Source organism: Flavobacterium sp. RSSB_23 (assembly GCF_051547145.1).
In the GTDB taxonomy this organism is placed as follows: Bacteria; Bacteroidota; Bacteroidia; order Flavobacteriales; family Flavobacteriaceae; genus Flavobacterium.
The window spans coordinates 42,395-57,211 of the sequence record NZ_JBPTTO010000002.1; the positions used below are offsets into that span (position 1 = coordinate 42,395).

The following is a 14,817-nucleotide window of genomic DNA, read 5'->3' on the forward strand; positions in this document are numbered from 1 at the left end:
ATGGCAATATTTAAAATAGTTCATATCACAAAATACCAATACAATTGGCCAATCAAGGAAAGTATTAATGAAATTCGTCTATTCCCTCACAATTTTGAAAACCAAGACGTATTAGAACACCAACTTTTGATTACGCAAAATCCAGAGGTAAAAATCTCCAAGGACTATTATGGTAATCATGTGGGGAACTTCAATACACTTGATGCGCATAGTGAAATGGTCATAGAATCAAGAATGCTGGTCAGAGTAAATCATTCTCTGAAAATACCAAAAATAGACACTACAACTATTGATGATTTGGTTCCATTCAAAAACGATAGCATTACACTTTTACGCTTGAGTTATCCCGAAGCAATAGAAAATCAAGAGGCCATTAGAGCAATACTACATCCCATTCTTTCAGACGAACAATCTGTCGTAGCCATAGCCCAAAAGTGTAATCAATATATTTTTGAGAATTTTACCTACACAAAAGGCATCACTAATATCGAAACTACAGTAGACGAAATCGTTAATATCAAAAAAGGAGTTTGCCAAGATTTTGCACATGTATTGCTTCAGCTACTTCGAACAGCTGGAATTCCTGCACGCTATGTAAGTGGCTATATTTGTCCCAACGAAAGCGGTCTAAGAGGAGAAGGTGCCACTCACGCTTGGGTCGAATTTTTCACACCTACACAAGGATGGCTGGGCTTAGACCCTACCAACAACATCTGGACTATGGACAATCATGTTAAACTTTCGGTAGGAAGAAATTTTTATGACTGTACTCCTGTCAAAGGAACTTTTAAAGGATTGGCCAGACAAACGCTATCTGTATGCGTATCGATTGGTTATGAAGATGGTCGCCAATTTGAAGAAATCAATGATGTACAACTACAAGAAATATCCTCTGAAGTCCAAGAACAACTGAACTACATTGATTTGTTACAACAGCAACAGCAGCAACAATAAAATTAGTCGATTACTTAGGAGACAACCAAGGTTTTGGATTGACATAATGTACGTTTTGGCATAAAGTGAATTTCAAAATGGTCTTGCCGTCAGAATTGGTACGAATGGTTCCCAAACTTTGCTTTGTAGTTACTTTATCTCCCTTACTTACATTTATTGTACTCAAGTTTTGGTACACGGTAAAATAATCGCCATGCTGAATCATCACCGCTTTGTTATTTGAAATAGCAATAACCGAAAATACTTCTCCTGCAAAAACTGCTCTTGCATGAGCGCCATTATAAGTCGCAATAGACAATCCACTATTTTGGATGGTTAGGGTTTTGTAAACCGGGTGAGCTTGTGTGCCAAAACCTAAAAAAACGGTTCCCTTATCAACAGGCCAAGGTAATCTACCTTTGTTAGCCTTAAAATTATCAGAAACCAATTTGCTTTCTGAGGTCAATTCCATTACTGTAGACGAAACGGGTGCAATGGCTACCGCTTTTGAAGGATTGTCTTTAACAGGAACCACTGTTTCTTTCGTTTTAGTATCTTTCTTACTAGCACTTTTTGATTTCTCTGCCAAAGCTTTTTCCTTTGCCAATCTATCGGCTAAAGCCTTCTCTTTGGCAACTTTTTCTTTGAGTGCTTTTTCTTTTGCGGCTCTAGCTAAAGCTGCTTTTCTATTAGCCTCGGCTATAGCTTTACGAATTAATCTGTCGATTTCTCTATCAATAGCACGGGCCTGTTGTTGTTTCTTTTTAATGTCCGCTACAATTTTACTTTTGTCTTTTTGAAGCAAAAGCACAATCTTTTGTTGTTCATTTTTGGCTACCTCTAAGGACTTTTTATCTTTTTCGTTTTCGGCAATAAGGCGTTCTTTTTGAATTTTTTGAGCTTTTAACTGTTCATAATAGCTCATTAACTCTTTTGATTTGAGTTCAATTTCTTTGCCTTGTGTTTTGCGATAACTAGCATATTGCTTCATGTATTGCAAACGTTTATAAGCTTGTAAAAAACTGGAAGACGATAAAATAAACATGGCTTTACTCTCTTCTGAACGACTCTTGTAGGATTTTAGAATCATCTCAGCATAATCTACTTTTAGCAAATTCAATTCATTGTCCAAACGGTCAATTTTCAACTCGTTGGCCTGCATATCATTGCTCAACAATTGCGTTTGTTTCTCGGTAGTTTGAATTAAAGTCTCTTTGAGTTTTATTTTTTTCGTCTGCAAATCCATTACTTCAACGGCCGTTTTTTCTTTCTTTTTTACGGTCAGTAACTTCTTTTCGTTATCAATAATCTCTTTTTGAATCTTAGCTTTTCGGAGTTCTAGATTTTCCTGTTGGGATTTTTGAGCAAATACAAAAGTGGTAAAACCAAGTAATACTAAACTAAAAAGAGACTTAGGCATGTAGCTTTATTTTTTTTGCAAAAATAGTTATTTCTAAAGTAGAATTAAAAAAAGCACTATCTAATCTTAAGAGAAAATAGTGCTTTTAGTATAACTTAAAAAATGATTACATATTGTACAACCAACTCGCAGGATTGTTATATGTAGCATTTTGAGAGATGGTAAATTTAAGTACCGTTTTCCCATCGCTATTGGTTCTAATTTTTCCTAAATTTTGTTTAATCCCCACTTTATCTCCTTTAGAAACCGATACAGAACTCAAGTTTTGGTATACCGTAAAACAATCTCCGTGCTGAATCATTACCGCTTTATTTACCGGAGAAAGAACCATAATATTCGTTACTTCACCGGCAAAAACAGATCGTGCATAAGCTCCTGTATCTGTAGTAATCTCTACACCACTATTGTTGATTACAAGAGTTGGATAGACTGGATGAGGCTGTTTACCATATCCCAAGGAGACAAAGCCTTTTTCTACTGGCCAAGGTAACTTGCCTTTATTGGCTCTAAAGTTATCGGCCAAAACTTTAGCCTCAGCTGTTAATGCTATTCTTGAGGACGAGCCACCTGTCGCTGTTCCGTCTTTAGCCGCTTTTCTGTTAGCTTCGGCAATGGCTTCTCTAATCAATCGATCAATCTGACGGTCTATGGCTTTGGTTTCGGATTGTTTTTTACGAATCGCAGCCATAATTTTGTTTTTGTCTTTCTTGATGGCATTGACCAAACGCAATTGTTCTTTCTTTTGTTTTTCTAATGCTAAACGCTCTTTTTCTCTTTCGGCAATAATCTTTTGCTTTTCCTTTTTCTGAATAGCTAAACGGCCGTTGTAGTCTTGTAATTCGAGTGATTTGGATTTGATTTCTTCTCCTTGCATTTTTCGAAAACTCGAATACTGCTTCATATATTGCGCACGCTTGTAGGCTTGCAAGAAATTTTCAGAGGACAACAAAAACATTGCTCTACTCTCTTCGGATCTGCTTTTATAGGATTTGACAATCATTCGAGCATAATCTTCTTTGAGTACTTCTAATTCTTTTTTTAGTTTATTAATTTTAACTTGATTAATGTACATATCATTTCCTAAAACCTTGGCTTGCTTTTCAGTGGTCTTAATTAACTTTTCTTGCAATTTGATTTTGTTGGCTTGCAACATTACCACCGTTACTGCCGATTTTTCTTTTTTCTTAACCGACTGCAATTGACTTTCATTTTCTCTAATTTCTTGAAGAATCTGTGCTTTGCGTTGTTCTAATTTTTCTTGCTGCGATTCCTGCCCCCAAACCAATGAAGTCAAACACAAGAAAAGTATACTTAGGAGAAATTTTGGCATATCAAAAATGTTTGGATTCAAATTTACTTAATTAAAATTCTTTTATACCCACTTGGGACACTATATGGAAAAGAAAGTGCTTCGTTTACAGTTATGGTGTTATAATTGAGTTTAATTTCGGTTTTCCCTTTAGGTTGTAGCGCTACTATTTGAACATTAGAAGGTAAAGCTACATTTGTATATTGCTCAAAATTACCATAAGCAACTTCTATACTTCTACCCTCTTTGGCTTGGGCAATTTCTTGCTTCTGAAGAACGAATTTTAAGGCATCAATAAAAAAAGATTTTTGGGTATTCTCATTAGACAAATCTTCTAATTTATACTTTTGATTTGCCTCAAGCGTTTCTTTATATTTGCCTTTCGTCAAATCGTCTATGGCTTGTCCTACTAACAAATTTTGAATTTTCGAATAATCCAAATCAGTTCCAAGCCACTGGCTTAAACCTTTAAAATCGCCTTCAAAATAACTCCCATTAATTTTCTCGTAATAGCTTACTCCTTCTGGAGTAATTAACGCTTTGGCCATAGTAATTCCCAAAAAACGAACACTCACTAATATTTGTTCATCTTTTTTTATCTTAATCTCAGCCGTAACATTTTGTGACATCTTTTCATCAGCGTAATTCGCACTAGATTTGATGTACAAAGTCGAAAAATCATTTTTGTTTTGGTATAATTTTTCGATGACAGAATTAGTAGTATTCTTATTTTCTTTTGGTACAGTCATCACCACACCCGACTTAGATTTACAAGAAATCAGTGTTATGAGAACAAAAAGTAATCCGTATTTCTTCATTATTTCTTTTCTTTTACTAATTGATTGGCTTTGGAAAAAAAGAAATCTTTTTTAGCCATATCTCCAAGACCATTAAATGTTTCGCCTAATTGAATATAAAAATTAGCTTCTAAAACTGGATTCTCAATCACATAATCTATTCCAGTTTCTAAAACATCTTTTGCTTTTTTAAATTGTTGTAATTGGTTGTATCCCAAACCAGCATAATAATAAAAATGAGGTTGCGATGGATAACGCTCTAACAAGGATTGTGCCTTTTTGGACAATACCTCAAATTGTTTCATTTCGGTGTAAGATTGTAGCAACAAGATAGGCGTTTCTAGTGGCAAATTAGAATCTGTGGCTAATGCCTTTTCATAATATTTTGCTGCCTTTTCCCATTGTTTTTTGTTGTAATAAAAATTACCAACTTCTTTGGCAACAGGAACCGTTGGATCAGCCTCCAACATTGTAATTGCTTTTTCTAAATCAGCATCGTATTGTGGATTTTTTCCAGCGAAAAGTAAAAACTCATTCAATACCCGATGCTTTATTTTAGTGTCGATTTTTTTACTCGCCAAAACTACATTCATCGATTGAACCGCTTTCGGTCCATCATTTTTCTCGATATGAAATTTAAACAAACTCACTTGCGCCCACTCCGAAGTAGGAATTTCTCGTTCTAACTTTTTGGCTACTTCGAGCATTTTTTCTACTTCATTATTTTTGGAATAGCGATAGATCAAGTCAATATAATTGGATTCCTCTTTCGGAAATTTTTCAATCTGTCCAATCAAATGCTCAATTTCAGTATTTTGATATTTCCCTTGCGATAAAATTCGTGCTTTATAGGCTTCTCGTTGATCTGTTTTTCCAACCGACTCATTCAATTGGTTGATTAATTCCAAAGCTTTGTCGTATTGGTTCGTAGCCATATACAAAGTCACCAAATCTTCTTTAAAATTTGGATCCAATGGAATTAACTTTTGAAGCACCAAAATTCCTTGAGTATACGATTTGGTGGCATACGTCACATCGTACATTCCAACCCAAAACCATTTATTTTTTGGATCGATACTCGTTGCTTTTTCGAAAGAAGCATAAGCACTTTCATAATTTTTTAATGCTAAATAATTTTTGCCCAACTCATAATGTACCGCGGCATCATCGGGTTGCGATTTTAAGCATTTTTCAAGAGATACAATAGCTTTATCATAATTCTCTATTCCCTTTTGCTTTAATGCTTCATAAAAAGAATCTTGAAATTCGTTGGTAGCCATAGCAATCTCTTCCGGTTCAGCTTGTGCCTGAACGAAAGTTGGAATTCCAAAGAATCCCATAACTAAGATTGCTACAATGCTACGATTCATTTTACTTTATTTTTTATTCTAAAACCGAATAATCTCCAATACTTATGCTTGTAAAATTCCCATCATAGGTTACGTGATTTCCAATCATCGCATTATCTAAAGTTGCGTTTTTGATATGAGCGTGCGTTTGAATCAAACTGTTTTTGATGGTTGAATCAAAAACGTGGCAAGCTTTTCCTAAAGATACATTAGGTCCAATGGTTACGTTCGATAAAACAACATTCTCCCCAATAAAACAAGGAGGAATAATAGTAGCATTCTCTAATTTTGCTGAAGGATCAATTAAATTAACACCGTCTTGCTGCAAGAATCCAAGCATACGACCATTAGTCTCAACAGTTACGTTTTTGTTTCCGCAATCCATCCATTCGTCTACACTTCCGGTTTTGAAAACTTTACCATTGGCCATCATTCCTTTGATACCGTCGTTGATTTGGTATTCACCTCCATTTTGGATGTTGTTGTCCAAAACGTTTTGCAATTCTTGTTTTAAAACTTCCACTTGTTTGAAATAGTAAATCCCGATAACGGCTAAGTCACTCACAAATTCTTTTGGTTTTTCTACCAATTCAATAATTTCATTTTGCTCATTAAGCTTTACTACACCATAGGCTTCTGGTTCATCCACTTGTTTTACCCAAATTACAGCATCGGCTTCTTGATCTAACTCAAAATCGGCACGAATTAAAGTATCAGCATAAGCAATAACTGCAGGTCCTGATAAAGATTCTTTGGCGCACATAATAGCGTGGCCAGTTCCCAACGGTAAATCCTGACGGTAAATAGAAGCTTTGGCACCTAATCCTTGTGCTAATTCTTGTAAACTCGACACAACATCGTCTCCAAAAAAGGCTTCATCTCCTAAAATAAAAGCAATCTCTTCTATCGGTTGCTTTAAAATTTTGGCAATATCTTCTACTAATCTATGTACAATTGGTTTACCTGCAACAGGAATTAATGGTTTTGGAACGGTTAAAGAATGTGGTCTTAAACGAGACCCACGTCCCGCCATTGGTACTATTATTTTCATTATAAATTTGTATTAAGATTTTAGAATTAAGTATTAAGATAAAACAAAATACTCTTCTGATTATTATATACCAACTTTTGTTCAAACACTGTCTTTGAAGACTGCGAACCGAACACTAAAAGCTGAACACTGTTTACTATTTTACTCCCGTGCTACCAAAGCCTCCAGCGCCTCTAGATGTCTCTGATAATTCATTGACTACAACCCACTCGGCGCGTTCGTGTTTGGCGATTACTAATTGAGCGATGCGTTCTCCGTTTTGGATTACGAAAGTCTCATTGGATAAATTTACTAAAATCACACCAATTTCACCTCTATAATCGGCATCAATTGTTCCTGGGGCATTGAGAACGGTGATTCCGTTTTTGGCAGCCAAGCCACTACGAGGTCTTACTTGTGCTTCGTAACCTATAGGCAATTCAATAAACAAACCTGTTTTTACGATAGCTCTAGACAAAGGTGCCAAAGTAATGGGATCGGTTATATTCGCACGCAAATCCATTCCCGCCGAAGCGATAGTTTCATAATGAGGTAAATCGTGTGCGGATGTATTGATGATATTGATAGTCATTTTTTATTTTTTAATTATTGTGCGTAGGGACAAATCGCGATTTGTCCCTACAAAGGGTTATTTTTTTCGTTTAATAATATTCAAAATTGTGGTTTTCTCATTGTGATAAATGAAATAAAGAAACACTAGCAATAGCGGGATTCCCACGAAATAATTCTCTCTAAATCCATAAAAAGAAATCACCGAAAACAAAATTGAAATGCCCAAATAAGCACCAATTTTTTCCATATCATAAGGAATAGGATAGTGTTTTTTGCCCAAAATATAGGAAATCAACATCATACTTCCATAAGCTGAAATCGTAGCGATAGCAGAACCGTAATAGCTAAATGTTGGAATCAAAATGTAGTTCAGAAGCAATGTCAAAAGTGCGCCAACGATAGAAATATACGCTCCAATAATCGTTTTGTCCGTTAATTTATACCAAACCGAAAGGTTGTTATAAATCCCCAAAAAGAAGTTGGCCAAAATAATTAGTGGAACCACTTTCATCGCTTCCCAATACGATTCATTATCTAATAATAATAGCTTTAAAATATCAGCAAAAACAATAACTCCCAAAAGAATCAAAGAACCAAAAATGACAAAATACTTGGTAATCATCGCATAAGTTTGAGGGGCGTTTTCATTACTAGAATGACTGAAGAAAAAAGGCTCAATTCCCAATCGGAAAGCAGTAGCAAAAAGCACCATAAAAAGGCCTAATTTATAACAGGCGGAATAAGCTCCTACTTCGGATTTAGCAATGCTATCTGGCAACCAATAGCCTAATAAAATTTTGTCGAAATGTTCGTTTACGGCAAAAGCGATTCCTGCAATTAAGATAGGTAATCCGTAGCGCATCATTTTTTTCCAAAGTACCGCATCAAAATTGCGTTTTAAGGAAACATAATTAGGTGAAAGTACCACAAAAGTGAGTAAACTCGCCAACAAATTGGAAACGAAAATATATCCAATTTCGAAATTATCGATATACATATTCCCTAAAAAAGAGTCGGGACTATCGGCATAAATTTTAGGTAAAACCAATAAAAAATACAGGTTGAGTGCTAAGTTTACGACTACATTCCCTATTTTGATGATAGCATACATCATTGGGCGTTTGTTAGCCCTTAATTTTGAAAAAGGGATAATCACCAAAGCATCTAAAACCAAAATCCAAATGGTAAAAGTAATGTACTGAACATCTACATGAGCCCATGAGGCTAAGGTGTTTCTAAAAATTAAGGCACCAAACAAAAACAAAATGGAAGACCAAAAAATAGAAATGGTACTGGTAGCGATGACATTTTCTTTATCGGTTTCGGCACTGTAGAAACGGAAAAAAGCGGTTTCCATACCGTAGGATAAAATTACGTTGAAAAAAACCATCCAAGAGAGAACGATAGAAACTTCGCCATACTCTGCTGTTGGTAAAATTCCGGTGTACAAGCGCACCAATAAAAAACTGAGCATACGAGGCAAAACGGTTGCTAGTCCGTATATCGCAGTTTGTTTGAATAAACTTTTATATAATCCCAAAGTAGTTTGGTTTTGATTTGACTTAAGAAAACAAAAATAGCGAATTCAAGGTTGACTTAATAAAAAAAAATTAACCGTATGGATTACGGTTTTATTTAAACATTGAAGCCATTGAAGTCTTTTTGGGATAGCAACTGTTATTTGAACCATATAAGGGCATTTAAGGTCATATAAGAATACTAGCCGTTTGCTTTGGTGTTAAATTTAACCACAATGAGCACAAAGACTTACACAAGGTTCACAAAGAAAAAACTTAAATCACCTTATATGCCTTATATGGTTTATTATTTATGAAAGCCCGTCTTCGTTGATGATTTTCAAAAAATGAAAGCCTTTGGGCACGTACCCTTGGTTGTAATAAAAACGATGCGCATTGAAGTTTCCTGTAAATGCATCCAAAACTATCATTGTGCAGTTCGTAGCTTTGGCTTTAGCATCAATATAATCCGTCATCATTTTTCCAATACCTTTCGCCCGATGGTCGGGATGCACTACAAAATTATCGATTTCGATATACTTCCCAGACCATAATTTATACCCTTGCCAAAAACCCGTAATTCCTAAACAAACTTCGCCTTCAAAAACAGCAAGCTGTTTATAGTTATGCGGAATCATTTCGGTAAGATAGGTGTCGTATTTTTCAATGGTAAAAGTGGGATACAAATGACGCATCATGTCAATATGAGCCAGCATCTCTTCTTTAGTGCTCAATTCTCTAAGTTGAATTTCCATAGGTAATTTTAAAAGTGTAAAATTAGAGAAAAAAGGGATGAGATGGAAAGATGTGGGGAAGTGAATTTTGTATTAATTCATTGAAATTTGACAGACTTAAATGCAATTACATTAATAAATCTTTACTTTCCCTTTGCTCTTTGTTTTGCCAATTGCATCGCATTATAGACATTCAATACTTTCCCTGATTTAGAGAGTTCAGAAAATTTGGCTTTTTTACCTTCGCCACCAGGAACCAAAACCTCAATATCATAAGCCGTTCCAGAGTCTAAAATAATTTGCTTGACTTGTTTAGCACTAAATTTTGGATAATACGACCAAATCAAAGCCGCTGTTCCAGAAACCATTGGCGCTGCTAAAGAGGTGCCTGAATCAATTTTGTATGAGTTACCCGCTGAAGTAGTATAAATCTCATCACCTGGTGCGAACAAATCAACGTTCATTTTTCCATAATTAGAAAAATTAGAAACGAATGTGTTATCTAATTTTCGAGTTGTGGATCCCACATTAATGAAGTTAGCTACGACTTCACCCGGTTTTTCATAATCAACATCATTTGGATAATATGGATTTTCGTCTACGTTAAAACCATTGTTCCCTGCGCCATGAACCAGTAAAACATTATGCTTTTCTGCATATTTATAAGCGTCTATTACCCATTTTTATGCAATGAAAATTCTTTTCCAAAAGACATATTAATAATTTTAGCTCCATTATCTACAGCATAACGTATAGCTAAAGCAATATCGTGATCATGTTCATCACCATGGGAAGAAATAACTATTGGCATAATTTTGACATTTTGTGCTATTCCTTTTATCCCTATACTGTTACTTCTATTTGCTCCAATGATACCAGAAACCATTGTGCTGTGATTCTCTTCCAATTTTTTTAGAATAACGACCGTGTTGACATTGTTATTTCCAAGTCCTTTCTTTAAAATTTTTAGCTCATCTTCATTTGGACCTCTATCTTTATATTCTAAGTTTAAGGACTTATTTACTATTGAATCAAGCTGCATTTCTTGTTGCTTTATATCTTCAAAAGTTCTCTGACCCACCTCTAGACTTACCATCATATAAAAAATTAGTGCTCCTAAATCTTTATCATTATCATTGCGTCTCTGTCTATAACTTTTATCATTTATCTTGTACTTATTATACAAACTATCTAATTGTTGGTATGTATAATCTTCTTTTGGGAAAAAATGTTTTAAGGTGTCCTTTACCAATGGAAATATAGCAACGTTATGATTTAATGATTTTAACCAATTCTTATAAAATTTGTTTTCGTCATCAAGAAGCTTGAGTGCTCTTTTAAATTCGAGATACTTATGTTTTTCGTGAATAGCAATTTCTGATTCTGTTTTATCTTTAAATAAATGCCCCCACTCATCCACAATTCGAACAAATTCGTATCTATTCCAAACGACTGACCCACCATTTTTATAGCCTAAAAAATTCCAACCAATACTATCATCGATGTAACCATTCTTGTCATCATCAATTCCATTATTTGCTATTTCTCTATAATTAGCCCAGAAATGTCCTTTCAAATCTTCATGATTTATATCGATTTTAGTATCAATAACTGCAACCACTAAATCCTTATTTTTTGGCTTCTTTTTATTTTGACTATACCATTTATCTAGTGAAATTCCGGGAATAGTATCCTGTTGATAATCCTTCTGATATCAATCATTAGAATAGGTATTTTGCTTTTTGACAGGTAGGATGTCGTTTACTGATTTTTCTTGAGAATAACAGTTTACGCCTTGCCCTAAAACAACAATAAAAACGATAAAATAAAATAATGAAACTTTCATAAAAGCGATTGATTTTTGTTGGTCAAATGTATTAAACTTGAGCGGTTTAGATAAATTCAAACAAAAGTTGTTATTGGAATTCGCGGAATTCCGATAGTGTCAAAAAACAAAATTCACTCAAAACATTAGAGTTACTATTGTTTTATACTTTCAAGTGATTTTATAAAAAAGCTAGGTTTTATTTTGTGCTTCTTATAAAAAGCTGCTGAAAAAGACTCTGCAGAATTAAATCCAAATTCTTTTGCCAATGACAGCATGGTATAATTACGTAATTTAGGTTGAGCCTGTAATTGGTCTACTGCATGTGTAATTCTCAAATCGTTAATGTAATGTACAAAGGTTTTTCCTTTTTGTTCATTAATAACTCTAGACAAATACTTGGTGTTAGTATTCAATTGTAAAGCTAGTTTCTGAATCGAAATCGTGTGCTCTAAAAATCCTCTAGTACTTTCAAAGTCGGCTAATTTCTCTAATAACAATTGTACTACCTCTGCTGCTATACCTATTGATTTTTGTGTTTCATATTCGTCAAGATGTCTATCATCTTTTTCTAAAACACTTTCAACAGTAGCTGAAGTAGGACGAATAATTGCTTCGAATCGCTTGCGGTATTGCTTTTTCAAATAATACTGATAACCTCCAAATCCTCCAACTCCCAGCACTAAAATTCCTAAAATCAAAATTCCCACAGACGAAACGGATTGCTTTTTTTGTAAAGATTGTATTAAGGCTTCTTTGTCCGCAAACAAATGAGGTGTGTCGTATTCCTTAAGTAAAACTTTGTTTAATTCTTTATATCTTTTTTGCAACATACTATCAATAGACATATATTTTGTAATATATTTCAACTGATTTACTTGATCCCCCTTTTTATTAAAATAAGAGATTAGGAAAGTATAGCCGCTTGTAAATTCAGGAGTAATTCTTTTAGTTTTGCCATAAATGGAATCAACTTTAATGAAATTTTTTAGAGCAAGATATTTATTACCAAGTCCTTCATAAGACCTTCCTAAATAGTAATACCCCGCCAAAGTGTTACCTTCATTTTTATAAGAAATCATTAAAGGCAGTGCTTTTTTTATACTGTCTAACGCAGCTTTATAATTTTTTTTTAACACTAAATTAGCTCCTTCATTTAATGTGAAAAGCGCATTAAATTCTTTCTGTTTAGTGATTAAAGATTCTGTATAACCCAATTTATTGTAGTAACTAGCTGAATCTGTTTGTAATAATGATTTATGTGCATCTGCCAAGGCAAAAATAACTCCTTGATATGGGAGTGAGTATTGGGGACCTCTAATATCTTTATCTTTATAATAATTAAAACATTCTCTATATAATTGTAAAGCTTCACGAACTTCCCCTAATTCTTCGGATCTCAAAATAGCAATAGAAAACTTCGAATAGTAATAAAAATCTATATTATTTATAGATGCTTTTTTTTCAGCTAGAATAAAATTATCTAGCGCTTCTCTAAATCTAAATAGCTTTCTTAATTCATGTCCCTTAGCCGAGTAGGCGTAAGCTGGATATTTTTTATCATTTTCATCTTTTGAAACGACGATAGCACTATCAAGATATTGGATAGCCCTTATCCCTGTGCATTTTTTAGAAATCAAGTACCATCCTCTAGCTTTTTCTATTGCTTTGTTTTCATTTTTAGCTTTGAGTACATAGGCATTTGCATATTCAAGTTGTTTGCTTTTGCTCTTTTCGTTGTCATAATACAACTTCTTGATTTGATCATAAGTAAGCTTGGTTAATTGTTTATCTGATGTTTGTCCCAATAAAAAAAACGGACACAGTACCAAAAGCACTAGTTTAATCGATTGTAGGTTAGTCATTATAGTAGGGTTTGATACAAAAATACAGCATCAAGACTAAATTGGCAGTAAAAAACTACATTTTTAATTATTTTTTAATTTACTGATTTAAAGGTGTTTATAAATTTAAAATGTCGGAATTCGCGGAATTCCGACAACAAGTGTTTGTACAACTACAATTGCAACAGTAGTTTTGACCGCAGAAAAGCAAAAGTTTTTTCTATTAAAATTTATAAAAATATAGTTACTGCTATGAGGGATTGATGCAGCTGTTGTGTAACCCTATAAAAAACAGAGCAAGGAGTTTATAAAGCTATGGTCTCCAAAAACCAAGCACAAAAGTTCTCGAGAAACTTTTTTTAAAAAACTGGATAAAAAAAATGAAAAATGAATTTAAAACCATTTTTAGGTCAACTAAATAGCGCAAAAGTAAAAACTCTTAAAGGGCCAACTTTTACTGCATTTTTAGTGCTTATTGCCGCGGCAGTAGCGATAATTTCTGATTGGGCCAATTTTATGGCTGGACTAATGGGTACACTACCTAACAATCACTAACAAATGAAACTACCCAAAAACTTCTATTTATTCTTTGGAATTGCCTTTACCATAAACTTCATTTATTCCTTAATTGAAACCAAAGAGACTTACGAATTGTTCTCTTTCCCAGTAAATATTTGGGTATACAGAGGCTATAGATTGTTCATTGCTGTAGTGTTTTTAAAGATATATTTAAAAATGAGAACCAACGATATGTCACAACTCAATCAATAAATATGAGTTCAGACTTCAGTATTCTATAATCTAAAAAATTGTTTAAAAGTATATCTTTTCAGTTACAACTAGTTTACTGAAAATTAAAAGATACAACTAATGAAATACTTTATCTCTCAAACGATACAAAACATACTTATAATTGTCTTCTTTTTTATTGTACTAAATATTTTTAGAGACCAGAAAAACAATACCCTATACAAACTCTTAGATTTAGAGCATATTCTCTTAATCATAGTCTTTTCAGTAGCTAAAGCTACTTATAATACTTATAAAAAGAAGAAACAATAATCCAAAAAAACATGACTTCTCTTATTCTAAAAATTATAAACGAATGGATTACACAAATTTTAAATCTAATTCTTACGATTTTTAACTAAAAAAAAGCCATTGGCACAATTTTAGTTAGAGTACAGACAAACTAACCCAAAATTAACCATGCATAAAAAATTACTTTCTTTACTACTATTTTCCATACTTTCTACTTTAGCTTATTCACAAAAAAAAGGAAAGATGGCCTTACCCATCATAGAAGAAGAAATAGCAACTTCTCCATGGGAAAGTAAAAAAACAAAGTCTTATTCTTGGTTAGTCATTTATGACCAGAAAAAAATAGACTCCATTTTAGCCATAAAAGTGCTGATTAGCACCAATGAAAAACCAAAGCAAAAACAACAAGTATTAAAGTGGAATCAAAAGAAATATTAAAAACAAA

17 protein-coding genes are annotated in these 14,817 nt (G+C 33.7%); 5 read left to right on the forward strand and 12 right to left on the reverse strand.

All coding sequences use genetic code 11. The features are described 5' to 3' along the window. The gene (locus tag ACSVH9_RS03680) at positions 1-954 is read left to right on the forward strand and encodes a transglutaminase family protein (protein WP_438062539.1); all 954 of its coding nucleotides are present in this window, start codon (positions 1-3) and stop codon (positions 952-954) included. Positions 955-964: 10 nt separating this feature from the next. Here the strand turns inward: ACSVH9_RS03680 and ACSVH9_RS03685 are convergent, their stop codons facing one another. From ACSVH9_RS03685 to ACSVH9_RS03740, 12 genes are all read right to left on the reverse strand, one after another. Next, a complete protein-coding gene (locus ACSVH9_RS03685; RefSeq protein WP_438062540.1) occupies positions 965-2,353 on the reverse strand; it encodes a murein hydrolase activator EnvC family protein in 1,389 nt (462 codons plus the stop codon). Positions 2,354-2,459: 106 nt separating this feature from the next. After that, a complete protein-coding gene (locus tag ACSVH9_RS03690; protein WP_438062541.1) occupies positions 2,460-3,683 on the reverse strand; it encodes a murein hydrolase activator EnvC family protein in 1,224 nt (407 codons plus the stop codon). Positions 3,684-3,706: 23 nt separating this feature from the next. After that, positions 3,707-4,480, reverse strand: a complete 774-nt coding sequence (locus ACSVH9_RS03695; protein WP_438062542.1) for a DUF4292 domain-containing protein — start codon at positions 4,478-4,480, stop codon at positions 3,707-3,709. After that, complete coding sequence (locus ACSVH9_RS03700; RefSeq protein ID WP_438062543.1) at positions 4,480-5,829, reverse strand: tetratricopeptide repeat protein; 1,350 nt, start codon at positions 5,827-5,829, stop codon at positions 4,480-4,482. Before ACSVH9_RS03700 ends, ACSVH9_RS03695 begins: the two co-directional genes overlap by 1 nt. A gap of 13 nt (positions 5,830-5,842) precedes the next feature. Continuing rightward, positions 5,843-6,859: a sugar phosphate nucleotidyltransferase gene (locus ACSVH9_RS03705; RefSeq protein ID WP_438062544.1), complete on the reverse strand. Its 1,017-nt coding sequence runs from the start codon at positions 6,857-6,859 to the stop codon at positions 5,843-5,845. A gap of 136 nt (positions 6,860-6,995) precedes the next feature. After that, positions 6,996-7,430 carry a dUTP diphosphatase gene (gene dut / locus ACSVH9_RS03710; RefSeq protein WP_438062545.1) on the reverse strand — a complete coding sequence of 145 codons (435 nt, stop codon included), beginning with the start codon at positions 7,428-7,430 and terminating at the stop codon, positions 6,996-6,998. Between the two features lie 57 nt (positions 7,431-7,487). Then, on the reverse strand, positions 7,488-8,951 hold the full coding sequence (locus ACSVH9_RS03715; RefSeq protein WP_438062546.1) for a lipopolysaccharide biosynthesis protein: 1,464 nt from the start codon (positions 8,949-8,951) through the stop codon (positions 7,488-7,490). A 288-nt stretch (positions 8,952-9,239) separates the two neighbouring features. Further along, a complete protein-coding gene (locus ACSVH9_RS03720; protein WP_438062547.1) occupies positions 9,240-9,683 on the reverse strand; it encodes a GNAT family N-acetyltransferase in 444 nt (147 codons plus the stop codon). Positions 9,684-9,805: 122 nt separating this feature from the next. Then, the gene (locus tag ACSVH9_RS03725; RefSeq protein WP_438063025.1) at positions 9,806-10,336 is read right to left on the reverse strand and encodes a S8 family serine peptidase; all 531 of its coding nucleotides are present in this window, start codon (positions 10,334-10,336) and stop codon (positions 9,806-9,808) included. Further along, positions 10,336-11,283: a S8 family serine peptidase gene (locus ACSVH9_RS03730; protein ID WP_438062548.1), complete on the reverse strand. Its 948-nt coding sequence runs from the start codon at positions 11,281-11,283 to the stop codon at positions 10,336-10,338. Before ACSVH9_RS03730 ends, ACSVH9_RS03725 begins: the two co-directional genes overlap by 1 nt. A gap of 93 nt (positions 11,284-11,376) precedes the next feature. Beyond that, positions 11,377-11,508, reverse strand: a complete 132-nt coding sequence (locus ACSVH9_RS03735; protein WP_438062549.1) for a hypothetical protein — start codon at positions 11,506-11,508, stop codon at positions 11,377-11,379. Positions 11,509-11,642: 134 nt separating this feature from the next. Then, positions 11,643-13,352, reverse strand: coding sequence for a helix-turn-helix domain-containing protein (locus tag ACSVH9_RS03740; RefSeq protein WP_438062550.1), 1,710 nt, complete (start codon positions 13,350-13,352; stop codon positions 11,643-11,645). A 366-nt stretch (positions 13,353-13,718) separates the two neighbouring features. On the opposite strand from ACSVH9_RS03740, the gene ACSVH9_RS03745 reads away from it, so the two are divergent. The 4 genes from ACSVH9_RS03745 to ACSVH9_RS03760 all read left to right on the forward strand — a co-directional run bounded on the left by ACSVH9_RS03745 (position 13,719) and on the right by ACSVH9_RS03760 (position 14,810). Next, complete coding sequence (locus tag ACSVH9_RS03745) at positions 13,719-13,886, forward strand: hypothetical protein (RefSeq protein WP_438062551.1); 168 nt, start codon at positions 13,719-13,721, stop codon at positions 13,884-13,886. Positions 13,887-13,889: 3 nt separating this feature from the next. Continuing rightward, positions 13,890-14,102: a hypothetical protein gene (locus ACSVH9_RS03750; protein ID WP_438062552.1), complete on the forward strand. Its 213-nt coding sequence runs from the start codon at positions 13,890-13,892 to the stop codon at positions 14,100-14,102. Between the two features lie 99 nt (positions 14,103-14,201). Beyond that, positions 14,202-14,393 (forward strand): hypothetical protein, encoded by a 192-nt coding sequence (locus ACSVH9_RS03755; protein ID WP_438062553.1) that lies wholly within the window; start codon positions 14,202-14,204, stop codon positions 14,391-14,393. 222 nt (positions 14,394-14,615) lie between these two features. Beyond that, entirely contained in the window at positions 14,616-14,810 is a 195-nt protein-coding gene (locus tag ACSVH9_RS03760; RefSeq protein ID WP_438062554.1) for a hypothetical protein, read from the forward strand. Positions 14,811-14,817: the final 7 nt, after the last annotated feature.